Origin of the sequence: Rhodopseudomonas sp. AAP120, from assembly GCF_001295845.1 — a bacterium.
Classification (GTDB): domain Bacteria; phylum Pseudomonadota; class Alphaproteobacteria; order Rhizobiales; family Xanthobacteraceae; genus Rhodopseudomonas.
The window spans coordinates 1-16550 of the sequence record NZ_LJIC01000129.1 but is presented as its reverse complement, the minus strand read 5'-3'; the positions used below and the strand labels follow the sequence as shown (position 1 = coordinate 16550).

Genomic DNA, 16550 nt, shown 5'->3' with positions numbered 1-16550 from the left:
GTGCAGTTACTGATGAGCTGCGGTCTACGTCTTTCGTCGGGTAGCTCGCTAACAACTGTATCGAGGTGTAGGAAACTGCGTCGATAATCGCCCTGTTTTCCGTCTCTGGACAGAGCGCGCATGGCTTGGACGAACTAACTCTTAAGCCATGGCTCGTAATTCTTCGAGGCCGGAGCCGCGAAGGCCCGGCCGGATCGTTCGAAGTCATTCAAGCCGGAATTCGCCGTGAAACAGAGCGTCACGCCGACCGACGTCGAAGTATTTTTCGATGCGGACGATATCATCGTCTCCAAGACCGATCTCAAAGGCCGCATCACTTACGCCAACAAAGTGTTCAGTGATGTCTGCGGCTACAGCGAGGCGGAATTGATCGGGCAGCCGCATTCGATCGTGCGCCATCCCGACATGCCGCGCTGCGTATTCAAATTGCTGTGGGATACGCTCGCCGAGGGGCGCGAGATCTTCGCGTATGTCAAGAACATGACGCGGAGAGGTGATTACTACTGGGTATTCGCTCACGTCACCCCGTCATTCGACGCGTCGGGCCGCGTGGTCGGTTATCACTCCAACCGCAGGGTGCCGGCTCGCCACGTCGTCGCAGCGCTGGCGCCGGTTTACAGGCAGCTCCTGGATGTCGAGGCGCGCCACCGCAACGCCAAAGACGGCCTTGCTGCCAGCACCCAGCATCTGGTCGACTTCATCAAATCGAAGAACATTTCCTATGATCAGTTCGTCTTCTCTCTTTAACGCGGGCGCCTGCCTAGCGGGCGTCGTGATATCGATCATGGCGGCCGCCGTCGGCGCCATCGCAGACGTGCCGTGGCTGATGCAGATCGGTGCTGTCGCCGTGCTGGCCTGTGCGGCGCTGCTGGCCCTGATGCTGGTGCGGATCGGGCGAGTGTTCGACGATTTTGGCGTGGTGTGCCGGCGCATCGCCGATGGCGACTTCGAAGCACGGATCATCGGCTGTCGCGAAGGCGGCCGGGTCGGCGCACTGACCCACACCTTCAACGACATGATCGACCGCTGCGACGCCTTCGTGCGCGAATCGAGTGCCGCGATGGCGGCGATTCGGGACGACAAATACTATCGCCATATCCTGCCGGCCGGCCTGCGCGGATCGCTATTGATCGCCACGCAGACGATCAACGATGCGATGCAGGCGATCGAGACAAGGGTCGCGGCGTTCAACGCCAATACGGCGGAGTTCGAGGGCGCCATCGGCGCCGTGATCGACACCGTGTCGACCGCGTCGAGCAACATGGGCGAGACCGCCGGCAGCCTGAACCGCGGCGTCGTCGCCACGCGCGACCGTGCGCTCGCGGTGTCGGCTGCGTCGGAGCAGGCCTCCACCAACATGGAGTCGGTCGCCGCCGCGACGGCCGAATTGACGGCCTCGGCCAACGAGATTCTCGGCAGCGTCAACCGCTCCGCTTCGATCGCGCGGACCGCGGTGGATGCCTCGGATCACGCCCGCGAGACGGTCGGCAGCCTGTCGACCGCGACGGAGCGCATCGGCACCATCGTGCAATTGATCGAGGAGATCGCCGCGCAGACCAACCTGCTGGCGCTGAACGCGACGATCGAGGCGGCGCGCGCCGGCGAAGCGGGCAGGGGCTTTTCGGTGGTGGCGCAGGAAGTGAAGTCGCTGGCGCAGCAGACCGCGAAGGCGACGCACGACATCTCCGTCAGCATCGCCGAGGTCCAGGAGACGACGCGCGCCGCGGTGGAAGCGATCTCCGGCATCGGCCGTAGTATCGGCGAGGTCGATGCCATCACCTGCCAGGTGGCGGTCGCGGTCGAGGCGCAAACTGCGGCTACGGGCGAAGTCGCCCGCAACATCGAGCAGGCCTTCGCGGGCATCCGCGACATCTCGGGCAATATCCAGAGCGTCAGCGTCAACGTGGCGGAGACCGAGCAGCATGCCGGAACGACGCTGACCGCGTCGGACTCGCTCGCTCATCAGGCGGCTGCCCTCGGCGAGGCTGTGCGCGGATTCCTGCGCTCGCTCCGCAGCGGAGAGGCGAAGCGCCGCGCCGCCTGACGGGTTCCGCGGCGTCGCGGGAGCAGCGTTACTACACGCTTTACCTTACGGCGATTTCATCAAGATGAACTCGGTCGTCAGCGCTCATTCACCTGCAACTTCTTAAGCTGTCCGCAGTTTTCAGAGTTGGATTGAAGGAGGTTGATCCGATGAAACTCAAGATCGCTGTTGCCGCCGCAGCCGCTCTCGGCGCCGTCGCACTCACCTCGGGCACCGCTTCCGCCGCGATGCCCAACGGCCTCGCCGGCGCCCCCGGTGCGGTCGCGAACCAAGCCGCCAACGTCGATCAGGTGCGCTACGTCTGTAACGCCTGGGGCCGCTGCTGGTGGCGTCCGAACTACTACGGCGCGTACGGCTACTATGGCCCGCGGCCGTATTACGGCCCGCGCTTCTATGGTGGGCCGCGCTATTACGGTCCGCGCTGGCACGGCGGCTGGCGCCGCTGGTAACAGCAACAGGGCATGAACGGATCGCGGGGCCTTCGGGCCCCGCTTTTCGTTGATGAAAGGTTAAGGCTGCGGCGGCTCGGAGCGGAGTTCGCTGACATCGACCCATTCCGCGCCGACCAGCTCGGCCATTCGCTGCGGAGCGATCCGCACGGCGCTGTGGGTCGATCCTGCCGCGGGCACGACGATGTCGAACGCCTGCAACGAGACGTCGCAGTAGATCGGCAGCGGCTGCTTCAGGCCGAACGGGCAGACGCCGCCGACCTCGTGGCCGGTCAGATCGGCCACCTCGTGGACGCCGAGCATCTTCGGCTTGGCGCCGAACGCGGCCTTAGCCTTCTTGTTGTCGAGTCGCGCTGTGCCGCTGGTCACCACCAGCACCACCCGCTCGCCGAGCCGCAGCGACAGCGTCTTGGCGATCTGCTCCGGCGGTACGCCGTAAGCTTCCGCCGCCAGCGGGACGGTGGCCGAGCTTTTGTCGGATTGCTCGACCGCGATGTCGGGAGCGTGCGCAGCGAACCAGGCGCGGACGGAATCAAGACTCATAGCGAAACCCTTGGCCGGCGGCATCGCGGGCCCTCACGCAGCGTCATAGCCAGCGGTGAGGCGACGAAGCAATCCATCCCACGCGGGGATCTGGGTTGCTTCGCCTTCAGCGTGACGACGAAGCTGTCAGATCCCCAGCAGCTTCCGCGCGTTCTGCTTGAGCACCTTCGGACGGACCTCGTCGCGAATCTCCAGCTTGGCGAAATCGGCCAGCCAGCGGTCAGGTGTGATCACCGGCCAGTCCGAGCCGAACAGCATTTTGTCCTGCAGCAGGCCGTTGATGTAACGCACCAGGATCGGCGGGAAGTACTTCGGCGACCAACCCGACAGGTCGATATAGACGTTGGGCTTGTGGGTCGCCACCGACAGCGCTTCTTCCTGCCAGGGGAAGGAGGGATGCGCCAGAATGATCTTCAGATCGGGGAAGTCGACCGCGACATCGTCCATGTACATCGGGTTCGAGTACTTCAACCGCATGCCCATGCCGCCCGGCATGCCGGAGCCGACGCCGGTCTGGCCGGTGTGGAACAGCGCGATCGCGCCGCCTTCCTGGATCGCTTCGTACAGCGGATAGGCCAGCCGGTCGTTGGGGTAGAACCCCTGCATCGTCGGGTGGAACTTGAAGCCCTTGATGCCGTAGTCGGCGATCAGCCGCTTGGCCTCGCGGACGCCGAGCTTGCCCTTGTGCGGGTCGATCGACGCGAACGGGATCAGCACGTCGGAATTCTGCCGCGTGAGCTCGATCATTTCGTCGTTGTTATAGCGGCGGAAGCCGGTCTCGCGCTCGGCGTCGACCGGGAAGATCACGGCGGCAATCTTCTTGGCACGATAGTAGGCGGCGGTTTCCGGCACGGTCGGCGGATGCTTGTGTGGCGACTTGAAGTACTCGGCCATCTGCGCCTGGAAATCGTCGTAGCCGTCGTCGGGATGCGTGCCGCAGGGCTCCTCGGCGTGGGTGTGAATATCGATGGCGACGAGATCGTCGGGATTGAGCATCGGGCGTTTCCTTCGGGGCCGTCTTGGGGCGGGAGAATTGATTATGGTCTATAATTATTCTTCGGACCTGTGAAGCGGCTGACACTGCGTTCCAGGCCGAATCGGGCAGTCGGTTGGGCGGACATCGAGCGGCCGGGCGTGCGCCCAAGTTTCTGGTGCGAACAGGCATGCAGAGCGTGCGGGTTCGATTGACAGGGCCGGTTCGGCTGGTTAGAAACCGACCGTCCCGGGCGGGCTGCCGCCGGCGGGCAAGGTATGTTTTACACCTTCGGCCAGTCCCAAACGGCCTTTCAAACAGTCAGGATAGACCCATGAAGGTCCGTAACTCGCTGAAGTCGCTGCGTTCCCGTCATCGGGACAACCGTCTGGTCCGCCGCAAGGGCCGGCTCTACGTGATCAACAAGGTCCAGCGCCGGTTCAAGGCCCGCCAGGGTTGATCCTTCCGGCCGGTTTTGACCGGCTGAGACTGCCACTCCATCACGCCTGTTTGACGCGCGCGCTGCTTTGCAGCGCGCTTTGTCGCGTCTAGACTTCGCGAATGGTTCTTCGAGCATTCGACCGGGTGTTGTTGTCCTGCGCGGCTTTCGCCATGGCGATGCTGCCGCTCGCCGCCGCCGCGCAGTCTGCCAAGGAGCGTCCGGACGGCCCTCCCAAGCATCATCTGGAAAAGCCGCTCGATCAGCCCCCGACGCCGCCCGCCAAGCTGCCGCGCGTCGGCGGTGATCAGACACGCGGGCTGGATTTCCTGTTCGGTGCGCTGAAGGCGGCACCCGACGAGGCCAGTGCCAAGCACGTCGAAGCGCGGATCTGGGCGTTGTGGACGCAGACCACCAGCGACACGACCGCGCTGTTGATGGCGCGGTCAAAGGTCGCGATGGATGCCAAACAATACGATGTCGCGGTCAAGTTGCTCGATGCCGTGGTCAAGCTCCGGCCCGACTATGTCGAGGGCTGGAACCGTCGCGCCACGATCTATTATATGCAGAACGAATATGCCCGATCGCTCGGTGACATCGAGCAGGTGTTGTCGCGTGAGCCACGCCATTTCGGCGCGCTCGCCGGGCTCGGCATGATCATGCAGGAACTCGGCGACGACAAGCGGGCGCTCGACGCTTTCCGCAAAGCGCTCGCCATCAATCCGCACCTCGACAAGGTGCCGGATCTGGTGAAGACCCTGTCCGAAAAGGTCGAAGGTCGCGACATCTGACGCGCCCGCCGCCGCGCTCGGCCGCGGCTTCGGCAACGGGCCACGCCAGCGCATGCAGAATCGCGTCGTTTCCCATTGTGGTCATCGCTCCGCGTTACGATGTGATGGGCACCAACCACAGCAGGAGTGATCCATGAGCACGACGTTCGGTTCGGCCAAGTGGCAGGGCGGCATCAAGGACGGCAAGGGCGCAATCTCGACCAAGAGCGGCGCGCTCTCCGACTATCCCTACGGCTTCGCCAGCCGATTCGAAGGCCAGCCCGGCTCCAATCCGGAGGAACTGATCGGCGCGGCGCATGCCGCGTGCTTCACCATGGCGCTGTCGCTGATCCTCGGCGAAGCCAAGCTCACTGCCGAGCAGATGGAAACCAAGGCCGACGTCACGCTGGAAAAACAGGGCGACGGCTTCGCCATCACCGCCGTGCACCTGACGCTGACCGCCAAGATCCCGGGCGCCGACGACGCCACCTTCCAGGACTGCGCCGCCAAGGCGAAGGCGGGCTGCCCGGTGTCGAAGCTGCTGAACACCAAGATCTCGCTGGACGCCAAGCTGGCGAATTGAGGCAGCTTACGTCGTCCGACCTATCGTTCGTCATTCCGGGGCGCGAGCGTAGCTCGCGAGCCCGGAATACATAGCCCCTGCTTGCAGTAGAGGGAGTGACGGGAGTTCGAGCGAACGCAACGAGGACGGTGGTTATGAATAGCCAGCTAACTACTCGCCCTACACATCCGCATCCGTCGGCCCCACATAGGCAATCCGCACCATGTTGGTGGCGCCGGGAGTACCCAGCGGGACGCCGGCGACGATGATCACGCGCTGGCCTGATTTGGCGAAGCCGTCGCGGAAGGCGATGCGGCCGGCGCGGTCGACCATGTCGTCCTGATCGCGGGCGTCCTCGGCGACGACGCAATGCACCCCCCACACCGCCGAGAGCTTGCGGCCGGTGTTGAGGTTGGGCGTGATCGCCACCACCGGCACTTTCGGCCGCTCCCGCGCGACGCGTAGCGCGGTCGAGCCGGACGACGTCCAGCAGATGATCGCCGACAGATCGAGCGTCTCGGCGATCTGCCGCGCAGCCCCCGCAATGGCGTCGCCGGCGGTCGCCTCGGGCTCCGGCCGCTGCGCGGTCAGCACGCCGCGATACAACGTGTCGCGTTCGACCTCTTCGCCGATACGGTTCATCGTCGACACCGCCTCGACGGGATACTTGCCCGCGGCGGATTCGGCCGACAACATGATTGCGTCGGCGCCTTCGTAGACCGCCGTGGCGACGTCGGAGACTTCGGCGCGGGTCGGCACCGGGCTGGTGATCATCGATTCCAGCATCTGCGTGGCGACCACCACCGGCTTGCCGGCGCGCCGCGCCATCCGGGTCATCTGCTTCTGCAGACTCGGCACGCGCTCCAGCGGCATCTCCACGCCGAGGTCACCGCGGGCCACCATCAACGCGTCCGACACGTCGAGGATGTCCTGCAGACGTTCGATGGCTTGCGGCTTTTCGATCTTGGCCATCACCGCGGCGCGGCCGCGGATCATCCGCTTGGCTTCGGCGACGTCCTCGGCGCGCTGCACGAAGGACAGCGCCACCCAGTCGATGCCGGTCTCGCACGCGGCCTCGAGATCGGCGCGGTCCTTGTTGGTCATTGCCGACATCGGCAGGTCGGTGTCGGGCAGGCTGACGCCCTTGCGGTCGCTCATCTTGCCGCCGATCACAACGCGGGTCACGGCACGATCCGGCGATGTCTCTTCGCAGATCAGCCGGACCTTACCGTCGTCGAGCAGCAGCGCATCGCCGACCTTCAGGGCCGACAGAATCTCGGGATGCGGCAGGCAAACACGATCGGCGTCGCCCGGCTCCTTACTCGAATCCAGCACGAAGCTGGCGCCGTTGTTGAGCTGCACCGGCCCGTTGGCGAACGAGCCGACGCGTAGCTTCGGCCCTTGCAGATCGACAAGGATACCGATCGGGCGGCCATAGCTCGACTCGACGTTACGGATCGTCTTCACCAGCTCCCGCATCTTGTCGTGCGGAGTGTGGCTCATGTTGATGCGGAAGACGTCGGCGCCGGCTTCGAACAGCTTCCGGATCATCGTGCTGTCGGAAGATGCTGGGCCGAGCGTCGCGAGAATCTTGATTCTGCGGAGACGTCTCATGGCTTGCCCCCGCCGTCGCTCGGCTTGGCCCCGGTGTCGGGGATTGGCGCGGGCGTGACCGGCGCGGTGCGGCCCGGCGTCGGCGGGATGCCGGGCATGCCGGCACCGGGCGGTGAACCGCTCGGCAATCCCGGCAGTTTCTGGGTGTTCTGCTCGTTGCTCTCGGTGAGCTGCACGGTCCAGGCGCGCTGTTCGCCGGTGTCGACCTCGAAGAAGCCGGTGCGGTCGAAGCCGCGCGCCAGGCAGTTTTCGGTCCCCTTAATGGTGAACTCCTTGTCGCGCGAGCACATGAAGGCCTGGCCGGACCATTCCCCGCCGCGGTCGTAGTCCAGCGCATAGATGTAGTAATAGCGCGCCACCAGCGTGCCGCGGAGCAGCGTCTCGCAGCTGCGCGACGACACGTTCCACCAGCCCTCGGTGGTCCAGCCGTCGACGTCCTTGTAGCCGAGCGCGATGCCGACGCGGCTCGATGTGTTGTTGCACAGCCGGAAATCCGCCGCCGCCGGCGAAGCGGCGAGCAGCAGGGCACTGAGCGTCAGCGCGGCCATGAGGGCCAGCGGCACACGGCGCGGTTGTGCAAGGCGGGGAAGAGAATCTGAGCTGATCATGCCGGCAAGCTATAACAGAACGGGAATGGTTTCGCGTGACATGATGGGGCTGTCAACGGCTGCGGCGGAGGCCTCGTCCGCCGTTCGGCGTTGATGGCGCGGTCCGTTCTACGGGCGAGATGTGGCAAAATCGGAGTCAGCGCCCATCTGAGCAGGGGCGTAGCGTGCACGAGAAGGTGAGTGTGATGGACGACAGGACCCGGACCGACCTCGAAGCGGCGGCGTTTCGCCGGCTGGTGGCGCATCTGCGCGAGCGCACCGACGTGCAGAACATCGACCTGATGAATCTCGCGGGCTTCTGCCGCAACTGCCTGTCCAACTGGCTGAAGGATGCGGCCGATGCGCAGGGCGTGGCGCTGACCAAGGACGAAAGTCGCGAGGCGGTGTACGGCATGCCCTATGAGGAGTGGAAGGCCAAGCACCAGAGCGCTGCGACTCCGGCGCAGGTCGAGGCCTTCAAGAAGACCCACAATCATTGAGGCAAACCGAAGGCACGCCAGCGACTCGCAGATAGGTGGGCCGGAAGTCCAGCGCCGAATTTCGCAGAGCGATTTTTGTCTGTGCGGTCGCTGTGGATGAGCACGAGGGGTCTTGACGGAGAGGGCCGCCGCGAAGACTGTCCGGCGCAGACGCGGCGCGTGGCGACCGTCCCTGCCGCCCTTTCCCGATCATCAGTTTCCAGGAGTGAACGATGGCCACCTCTGCTGCCGCCGTCCAAGACGAGCCCGCGACCCGATTCGCCAAGGACCAGCTCAAGGCCATCATCGAGCGCATCGAGCGGCTGGAAGAAGAGAAGAAGACGATCTCCGACGACATCCGCGACGTCTATGCCGAAGCCAAGGGCAACGGCTACGACGTCAAGGCGCTGCGCACCATCGTCCGCATGCGCAAGCAGGACGCCAACGAGCGCGCCGAGCAGGAGACCATCCTCGAGACCTATATGCAGGCACTCGGGATGCTGTGAGGCGAGAGCCTCATCCAAGCGGATTCGCTAGTCTTCGATTGCGCTGAGCGTGCGCTCTAAAGATGAGCCGCCTCGCTCTCCACTCGTCATCACCTGCGTAGGCGGGTGATCCAGTATCGCAGAGCGTCGATGTTCATCGATGCGGGCGATACAAGCTGGCGCTCTGGAATACTGGGTCGCCCGCCTTCGCCGGCGATGACTGGGGAAGCGTTGGGCTAAGCGGCTCGGCCTGTCGCACACTCAAATGGCGTCTCCACACGCACATCCTCATGGTGAGGAGGCGCGTAGCGCCGTCTCGAACCATGGGCCGCGAGTCGCGCGTGGCCCCATCCTTCGAGACGCCCCGGCTTCGCTCTTCGAGCTTCGCCGCGGCTCCTCAGGATGAGGACGCAGTGCCTGCGGGAATGCCGCAGCGCTCCATCTCATGATGAAGCGCTGCAAAGTGCGTCCCGGTCGGACGACTTGTTACTTCCGTCCCTGGCGGCGGCTGACGTCGCGGACGGCGCCGTTGGCGGCGCTGGTGGTCAGCATTGCGTAGGCCTGCAGCGCGGCGGAGACGACGCGCTTGCGGTCCTTCGGCGTCCAGGCGGCATCGCCGCGGGCGTTTTCTTCCTCGGCGCGCTTGGCGAGCTCCGCATCGGAGACGTCGAGTGTGATGGCGCGGTTCGGGATGTCGATCGAGATCCGGTCGCCGTCGCGCACCAGGCCGATCAGGCCGCCTTCCGCCGCTTCCGGCGAGACGTGGCCGATCGACAGGCCCGAGGTGCCGCCCGAGAAGCGGCCGTCGGTGATCAGCGCGCAGGCTTTGCCGAGGCCCTTCGATTTCAGGTAGCTGGTCGGATACAGCATCTCCTGCATGCCCGGACCACCGCGCGGACCCTCATAGCGGATCACCACGACGTCGCCGGCGACGATCTTGTTGGTGAGGATTGCCGAAACCGCGTCGTCCTGGCTCTCGAACACCTTGGCGGGGCCCGAGAACACCAGCACCGACGCATCGACGCCGGCGGTCTTCACGATCGAGCCGTCGAGCGCGATGTTGCCGTACAGCACGGCGAGGCCGCCGTCCTTGCTGAAGGCGTGCTCGGCGTCGCGGATCACGCCCTTCTGCCGGTCGAGATCGAGTTCGTCGTAGCGGCGGTCCTGGCTGAACGCGGTCTGGCTCGGCACGCCGCCCGGCGCGGCGCGGAAGAAGGTGCGCACGCTCTCGCTGTTGCTCTGGCGGATGTCCCAGCGCGCCAGCGCGGCGCCGAGCGTCTCGCTATGCACGGTCGGGCACGAGGTATCGAGCAGGCCGGCGCGGTCGAGCTCGCCGAGGATCGCCATGATGCCGCCGGCGCGGTGCACGTCTTCCATGTGCACGTCGGGCACCGAGGGCGCGATCTTGCTGAGGCAGGGCACCCGGCGCGACAGCCGATCGATGTCGCTCATCGAGAAGTCGAGTTCGGCCTCGCGCGCGGCGGCGAGCAGATGCAGCACCGTGTTGGTCGAGCCGCCCATCGCGATGTCGAGCGTCATGGCGTTCTCGAACGCCTTGAAGCTGGCGATGGTGCGCGGCAGCACCGAGGCGTCGTCGTTTTCGTAGTAACGGCGGGCGAGATCGACGATGGTGTGGCCGGCCTCGACGAACAGCCGCTTGCGATCGGCGTGGGTGGCGAGCACCGAGCCGTTGCCGGGCAGCGACAGGCCGAGCGCTTCGGTGAGGCAGTTCATCGAATTGGCGGTGAACATGCCCGAGCACGAGCCGCAGGTCGGACACGCCGAGCGCTCCATGGTCTGCACGTCTTCGTCGCTCATGCTGCTGTCGGCGGCGGCGACCATCGCGTCGATCAGGTCGACCGAATGCGTCTTGCCCTTGAGCACGACCTTGCCGGCTTCCATCGGGCCGCCGGAGACGAACACCGCCGGAATATTCAGCCGCATCGCGGCCATCAGCATGCCGGGGGTGATCTTGTCGCAGTTGGAGATGCACACCATCGCGTCGGCGCAGTGCGCATTGACCATGTACTCGACGCTGTCGGCGATCAGTTCGCGCGACGGCAGCGAATACAGCATGCCGTCGTGGCCCATCGCGATGCCGTCGTCGACCGCGATGGTGTTGAACTCCTTGGCGACGCCGCCGGCCGCCTCGATCTCGCGCGCGACCAGCTGGCCGAGGTCCTTGAGATGGACGTGGCCGGGCACGAACTGCGTGAACGAGTTGACCACCGCGATGATCGGCTTGCCGAAATCGCTGTCCTTCATGCCGGTGGCGCGCCACAGGCCGCGGGCGCCGGCCATGTTGCGGCCGTGGGTCGTCGTTCTCGATCGATAAGCAGGCATTGAACTGTTCCGTGAAATTGTCCGTCGCCGGAGGGCGCGCCGGCGGCCGAAAAGGGCTTCAGTGAAAGGCGCGCCGAAGCAAAGCGACCATCACCAAGCCTTACTGCAGAACCAGCGGCCTCTCAATGGTCGCCGGGCGCGCAGGCCGATGTCAGCGCGCGGGGCAGCCCCTCGGAGGCCGCTCGCCGACAGCTGTGCACGATCAATTGAACGGACGCGGCTCCGTTCCCGGCACGGCCCGTTGCCTGTCGTGAATGTAATGTTATAACATATCAATAAATCACCCTCGACACCACGGAAGGCCCCTCCGCCATGGATCATCTGCTCCCGGTCACCGTCCTGTCCGGCTTTCTCGGCGCCGGCAAAACCACCCTGCTCAATCGGATGCTGGGCAACCGGGACGGCCAGCGCATCGCCGTGATCGTCAACGACATGAGCGAAGTGAATATCGACGCCGAGCTGGTGCGGCAGGACGGCGGCCTGACCCGATCGGAAGAATCATTGGTGGAAATGACCAATGGCTGCATCTGCTGCACGCTGCGCGACGACCTGCTGGTCGAGGTGCGCAAGATCGCGGAAAGCGGCCGGTTCGACGCGCTGGTGATCGAATCCACCGGCATCGCCGAGCCGCTGCCGATCGCCACCACCTTCGAATTCCGCGACGAGAACGGCGCCAGCCTGTCGGACATCGCGCGGCTGGACACGATGGTCACGGTGGTCGACGCCGCCAGCCTGCTGGCGAATTACTCCAGCCAGGAATTCTTGCGCGATCGCGGCGAGGTCGCGGGCGACGAGGACGAGCGCACGCTGGTCGACCTGCTGGTCGAGCAGATCGAATTCGCCGACGTGATCGTGCTCAACAAGGTGTCGGCCACCTCGCCGGCGCGCCGCGAAGCCGCCCGCGCCATCGTCCGCTCGCTGAACTCCGACGCCCGCATCATCGAGACCGATTTCGGCGAGGTGCCGCTCGGCGCCGTGCTGCGCACCGGCCTGTTCGACTTCGACAAGGCGCACCAGCATCCGCTGTGGTTCAAGGAGCTCAACGGCTTCAAGGATCATGTGCCGGAGACCGACGAATACGGCATCAGCTCGTTCGTCTACCGCGCCCGGCAGCCGTTTCATCCGGCGCGCTTCCAAAGCTTCTGCAACCGCAACTGGCCGGGCGTGATCCGCGCCAAGGGCTTCTTCTGGCTGGCGACGCGGCCGCAATATGTCGGCGAGCTGGCGCAGGCCGGCGCCATGGTGCGAACCTCCAAGCGCGGGCTGTGGTGGTCGGCGGTGGCCAAGACCCGCTGGCCCGATCAGGACTCGTGGCGCCAGGCGATGGCGCCGTATTTCGATCCGGTGTGGGGCGACCGGCGCCAGGAGATCGTGTTCATCGGCACCGGCGAGATGGACGAGATCGCGCTGCGCCGGCAGCTCGACGCCTGCCTGGTCGGCGATCCTCAGCACTTTACGCCGGACGCCTGGCGCGCGCTGCCCGATCCGTTCCCGGCCTGGAGCAGCGCGCCGGCCTCCTGAGGCCGAGGCGCGTCGCCGCTCAGCTGTCCTCGGCGATCAGCGGCGTCTTGCGCAGGTGCAGATAGCCGGGGTCGAACTGGCCGAGTTCGACCAGCCGGGCCCAGTCGAGCACCTCCAGCTCGCCGCCGCGAAATTCGATCGCCTGCGCCCCGCGCAGCTCCGCCAGCGTCCGGTTCACGGTGGCGATCGCCATGCCGAGGGTCTCGCCGAGCTGCGCGAGGCCGATCGGCAGCGACATCACATTGCCGCGCGTCAGCCGCGACGCCTCGGCGCGATAGAACAGCTCGCAGAACAGATGCGCCATCCGCGCCGTCATGTCGCGGGCGCTGTTGTTGGTGATCGCCTCGCGGAAGATCGCGGCGTCGATCAGCGTCTCCCGCCACACGGCAAATCCGATCAGCGGCCGCAGCTCGAACAGCCGCGCCAGCTGCTTGTGCGGGATCGACGCCACCACGGCGGTGCCGATCGAGCACACGGCATGATCCATCCGGTCGAGAAACAGCGTCTGCGAGTCCGGCATGTCGCCGGCCATATGGAAGGACAGGTACTGACGGCGCCCGTTGGGCAGCAGATGATAGCGCGCCACCATGCCTTCGACGACGAGGGCGGAGACCTTCGCGGTGTCGCCCTGGCGAATGAAGTCTTCGTTGCGGTCCAGCTCGCGCACCGTAAAGCTCAGCGATTGAAGCGCGACCGCGTCGTCATTGGTGATTCGGGAATGCTCTCTCAACTTGTCAATCAGGATACGGTGAATGCGCTCCACGCAGGGCTCCGTTGAATGAAGCATATCATTTGATACGCCTCGAAAGTCTCGGAACCACTAAACTCCCGGGCCGTGAGCGGGTTTCAATCATCGACCTCGCCACCGTCGAAATGTCGGGCCGCGTTGGCAGCCGGGCGATCGTGGAACCCCGGAGACTGCCGAGTTGGCCTATCGAGAATTCCTGGAGAGGATTCGCCGCCTGTTCGAAGGCCCGAGCGAACATCTCGATCTGATCGCCGAGTCGCTCGCCAAAGGGCGTCTGAAACAGCCGATCAAGCCGATGTCGGACCAGGAGCTGGCGATCGCGATTCGCGAATTCCGCAAAATGCCGGCCTCCCCGACCGCGATCGAGAAGCTCGACACCGAATTGTCCAAAGACGGCAAATGACGACGCTTCGGCGCGCCTGACCGGCGTTGCGCCTCAGGTCCTCGACGCCGCGCCTTTCACGGCCGAGCCGGTTGCGGCCGCTACGCGCAGCCTCCTCTTGCCACCCTGGATCAGCATCAATTGCGGCCGCGGCTGCACGCTCGTCACCGGATCGGCCGACGGACCGCTCGCGATGCACGGATCGATCCCGGCCGCGTCGGACGAGTCTTCTGAAACACTTGGCGGTTCGGGATCGGCCGGATGCCGGCCCTCGAGGCGCTCGATCATCGCCCGGCCGGCCGCCGTGATCTGCCATCCGCGCTCGTCACGAACGACGAGTCTCTGCGTGAAGATATCCAGCGCCGGCTCGCGCGCCGCATAGCTGCGCATCCGGCTGGTCCAGTCCTCACTGCCGGACAGCACGGCCAGATCGGCATTCAGGGCCGCGGGTGCAGCGAGGCCGCCAGGATAGGTCGACAAGACCTTCAGGATCGCCACATGCACCGACACAACCAACACTCCGACTCACTTGAGCAAAGTATCCGTGCATCTACCGCAAAAGCCAGCCACCCGATAGTTATCCACAAAGACAGGAATAGCTAACTACCGGGAGCGGGCGCTGGCGTCAGGCGCTCACCTACAAACTGCACCGGCGATCATTCCACCCGACGGCGAATCAAGTGTGACAGCGAGCACGGCGACGCCCGGCCACGTCATGCCGCAGCGCAGCGGAAGCCTTGCGGCAATTGACTTCTCCCAGGGCCGCGACTTCACTTGCGTCGCTCCAGCCGGCCACAAGAGCCGGCGGACGCCCGAGGGAGGACGACACATGAGCTTTGCTTATTACGACTGGATCGCCCACCACGCCGAAGTGCGCCCCGACCGAATCGCCGTGGTCGATCTGGCGACGCAGCGCCGGCTGACGTATCGCGCCCTCGATGAGCGCGTCGACCGCCTGGCAGCTCATCTCGACAAACTCGGCGTCTCTCGCGGCGACCGCGTCGCCGTACTGGCCGCCAACACCACCGACACGCTGGAAGTGCAGTTCGCCTGCTTCCGGCTTGGGGCGATCTTCGTGCCGCTGAACGTGCGGCTGACGGTGCACGAACTCGCCTTTATCGTCGGCGACGCCGCGCCCCGGGTGCTGGCTCACGATTCCGATTTCGCCGCGATGGCGGGCGAGTTGCAGGGCAAATGCAGCGTGCCGCATCTGCTGCAGTTCGGCGAAGCCTATGAGGCGGCGATCGCCGCCGCGCCCCGGCTCGGCCGCACCGAAGCGGTGACGCTCGAGGACGTCTCGACCATCATGTACACCTCGGGCACCACCGGCAAACCGAAGGGAGCCATGATCACCCATGGCATGACCTTCATCAACGCGGTCAATCTCGGCATCCCGACCTTCATCTCGCAGCGGACGGTGTTTCTCTGCGTGATGCCGCTGTTCCACACCGGCGGTCTCAATTGCTACACCAACCCGGTGCTGCACGCCGGCGGCACGGTGATGCTGATGCGGGCGTTCGATCCGGCCGAAACGCTGCGGCTGATCGGCGATGCCGGCATCGGGCTGACGCATTTCTTCGGCGTGCCGTCGATCTATCAGTTCATGTGCCAGCATCCGGCCTTCGCCGGCACCGATCTGTCGCGGCTGCAGGTCGCCGGCGTCGGCGGCGCGCCGATGCCGGTGCCGCTCCTCAAGATCTGGCAGGACCGTGGCTGCGTGCTGATGCAGGGCTACGGCATGACCGAGACCAGCCCGGCCGTGCTGATGCTCGACGCCGACGACGCCGCGCGAAAGGCCGGCTCGGCCGGCAAGCCGGTGCTGCACGCGGATCTGAAGATCGTCGGGCCGGACGGCGAGCCGGTCGCGCCCGGCGAGATGGGCGAACTCTGGGTCAAGGGCCCGAACATCACGCCCGGCTATTGGAACAGGCCGGACGCCAACCGGACCAGCTTCACCGACGGCTGGCTGCACACCGGCGACGCCGCGCGCGTCGACCACGAAGGCTTCTACTACATCGTCGACCGCACCAAGGACATGTACATCTCGGGCGGCGAGAACGTCTATCCGGCCGAGGTCGAGGACGTATTGTATCAGCTGCCCGAGATCGCCGAAGCCGCCGTGATCGGCGCGCCAGATCCGCAATGGGGCGAGACCGGCGTCGCGATCATCGCGGTGAAGAGTGGCCACGAATTGCCCGAGACAACGCTGCACGCGCATTGCCGCGAGCGGCTGGCCCGCTTCAAATGCCCGCAGCGCGTGATCTTCGTCGAGGCGTTGCCCCGCAACGCCACCGGCAAGGTGCACAAGCCGACGCTACGCGAGCGGTTTCTGGCACGGGAGACGGCGGACGCGTGAGCGCCCTTGCTATCAGAGGCTCTTGACATCAAGGCCGCTGCTATCAAGGGCACCCACCACAAGCACACCCTCATGGTGAGGAGGCGCGCAACGCCGTCTCGAACCTGGGGCCGCAGGTACTCGTGGCCCCATCCTTCGAGACGCCCGGCTTAACCAGGCTCCTCAGCGCCCGACCGGAAATTCGATCCCAGAAATACGACCTTGAATGTTCGTCATTGCGAGGAGCGAAGCGACGAAGCAATCCAGAAGCCCCGT

Annotated in this window: 18 protein-coding genes; 11 read left to right on the top strand and 7 right to left on the bottom strand. The window is 65.5% G+C overall.

Translation table 11 applies throughout. The features are described 5' to 3' along the window. Positions 1 to 225: 225 nt before the first annotated feature. The 3 genes from IP86_RS19700 (at position 226) to IP86_RS19690 (ending at position 2493) form a co-directional block, all read left to right on the top strand. Positions 226 to 747, top strand: a complete 522-nt coding sequence (locus tag IP86_RS19700) for a PAS domain-containing protein (RefSeq protein WP_054164128.1) — start codon at positions 226 to 228, stop codon at positions 745 to 747. Then, positions 722 to 2044, top strand: a complete 1323-nt coding sequence (locus IP86_RS19695) for a methyl-accepting chemotaxis protein (protein WP_054164127.1) — start codon at positions 722 to 724, stop codon at positions 2042 to 2044. The genes IP86_RS19700 and IP86_RS19695 overlap by 26 nt, the downstream gene beginning before the upstream one ends. A 149-nt stretch (positions 2045 to 2193) precedes the next feature. Beyond that, the gene (locus IP86_RS19690; RefSeq protein ID WP_054164126.1) at positions 2194 to 2493 is read left to right on the top strand and encodes a hypothetical protein; all 300 of its coding nucleotides are present in this window, start codon (positions 2194 to 2196) and stop codon (positions 2491 to 2493) included. Positions 2494 to 2553: 60 nt separating this feature from the next. Here IP86_RS19690 and IP86_RS19685 read toward each other — a convergent pair whose 3' ends face one another. Both IP86_RS19685 and IP86_RS19680 read right to left on the bottom strand, forming a co-directional pair. Beyond that, positions 2554 to 3036 carry a YbaK/EbsC family protein gene (locus IP86_RS19685; RefSeq protein WP_054164125.1) on the bottom strand — a complete coding sequence of 161 codons (483 nt, stop codon included), beginning with the start codon at positions 3034 to 3036 and terminating at the stop codon, positions 2554 to 2556. Between the two features lie 126 nt (positions 3037 to 3162). Next, positions 3163 to 4032, bottom strand: a complete 870-nt coding sequence (locus IP86_RS19680) for an amidohydrolase family protein (protein WP_054164124.1) — start codon at positions 4030 to 4032, stop codon at positions 3163 to 3165. 311 nt (positions 4033 to 4343) lie between these two features. Here IP86_RS19680 and ykgO point away from each other — a divergent pair, with 311 nt between their 5' ends. From ykgO to IP86_RS19665, 3 genes are all read left to right on the top strand, one after another. After that, on the top strand, positions 4344 to 4469 hold the full coding sequence (ykgO, locus tag IP86_RS19675) for a type B 50S ribosomal protein L36 (RefSeq protein WP_054164123.1): 126 nt from the start codon (positions 4344 to 4346) through the stop codon (positions 4467 to 4469). Between the two features lie 101 nt (positions 4470 to 4570). Then, positions 4571 to 5239: a tetratricopeptide repeat protein gene (locus IP86_RS19670; RefSeq protein ID WP_054164122.1), complete on the top strand. Its 669-nt coding sequence runs from the start codon at positions 4571 to 4573 to the stop codon at positions 5237 to 5239. A 133-nt stretch (positions 5240 to 5372) separates the two neighbouring features. Further along, a complete protein-coding gene (locus tag IP86_RS19665) occupies positions 5373 to 5801 on the top strand; it encodes an OsmC family protein (RefSeq protein ID WP_054164121.1) in 429 nt (142 codons plus the stop codon). A 159-nt stretch (positions 5802 to 5960) separates the two neighbouring features. Here IP86_RS19665 and pyk read toward each other — a convergent pair whose 3' ends face one another. Beyond that, a complete protein-coding gene (gene pyk, locus IP86_RS19660; protein ID WP_054164120.1) occupies positions 5961 to 7394 on the bottom strand; it encodes a pyruvate kinase in 1434 nt (477 codons plus the stop codon). Beyond that, a complete protein-coding gene (locus tag IP86_RS19655; protein ID WP_054164119.1) occupies positions 7391 to 8002 on the bottom strand; it encodes a DUF1036 domain-containing protein in 612 nt (203 codons plus the stop codon). The genes pyk and IP86_RS19655 overlap by 4 nt, the downstream gene beginning before the upstream one ends. A 185-nt stretch (positions 8003 to 8187) precedes the next feature. On the opposite strand from IP86_RS19655, the gene IP86_RS19650 reads away from it, so the two are divergent. Both IP86_RS19650 and IP86_RS19645 read left to right on the top strand, forming a co-directional pair. Further along, entirely contained in the window at positions 8188 to 8481 is a 294-nt protein-coding gene (locus tag IP86_RS19650; RefSeq protein ID WP_054164198.1) for a DUF1244 domain-containing protein, read from the top strand. Between the two features lie 212 nt (positions 8482 to 8693). Then, on the top strand, positions 8694 to 8966 hold the full coding sequence (locus IP86_RS19645) for a DUF2312 domain-containing protein (RefSeq protein WP_011501826.1): 273 nt from the start codon (positions 8694 to 8696) through the stop codon (positions 8964 to 8966). Positions 8967 to 9431: 465 nt separating this feature from the next. Here IP86_RS19645 and ilvD read toward each other — a convergent pair whose 3' ends face one another. After that, a complete protein-coding gene (gene ilvD / locus IP86_RS19640) occupies positions 9432 to 11288 on the bottom strand; it encodes a dihydroxy-acid dehydratase (protein ID WP_054164118.1) in 1857 nt (618 codons plus the stop codon). Positions 11289 to 11600: 312 nt separating this feature from the next. Here ilvD and IP86_RS19635 point away from each other — a divergent pair, with 312 nt between their 5' ends. Beyond that, entirely contained in the window at positions 11601 to 12809 is a 1209-nt protein-coding gene (locus IP86_RS19635) for a GTP-binding protein (RefSeq protein WP_054164117.1), read from the top strand. Between the two features lie 19 nt (positions 12810 to 12828). Here IP86_RS19635 and IP86_RS19630 read toward each other — a convergent pair whose 3' ends face one another. Beyond that, entirely contained in the window at positions 12829 to 13572 is a 744-nt protein-coding gene (locus IP86_RS19630; protein ID WP_054164116.1) for a Crp/Fnr family transcriptional regulator, read from the bottom strand. 163 nt (positions 13573 to 13735) lie between these two features. On the opposite strand from IP86_RS19630, the gene IP86_RS19625 reads away from it, so the two are divergent. Beyond that, positions 13736 to 13960 carry a hypothetical protein gene (locus IP86_RS19625; protein ID WP_054164115.1) on the top strand — a complete coding sequence of 75 codons (225 nt, stop codon included), beginning with the start codon at positions 13736 to 13738 and terminating at the stop codon, positions 13958 to 13960. 33 nt (positions 13961 to 13993) lie between these two features. Here the strand turns inward: IP86_RS19625 and IP86_RS19620 are convergent, their stop codons facing one another. Further along, complete coding sequence (locus IP86_RS19620) at positions 13994 to 14437, bottom strand: hypothetical protein (RefSeq protein WP_245290680.1); 444 nt, start codon at positions 14435 to 14437, stop codon at positions 13994 to 13996. A gap of 331 nt (positions 14438 to 14768) precedes the next feature. On the opposite strand from IP86_RS19620, the gene IP86_RS19615 reads away from it, so the two are divergent. After that, positions 14769 to 16295: an acyl-CoA synthetase gene (locus IP86_RS19615; RefSeq protein WP_054164113.1), complete on the top strand. Its 1527-nt coding sequence runs from the start codon at positions 14769 to 14771 to the stop codon at positions 16293 to 16295. Positions 16296 to 16550 lie beyond the last annotated feature (255 nt).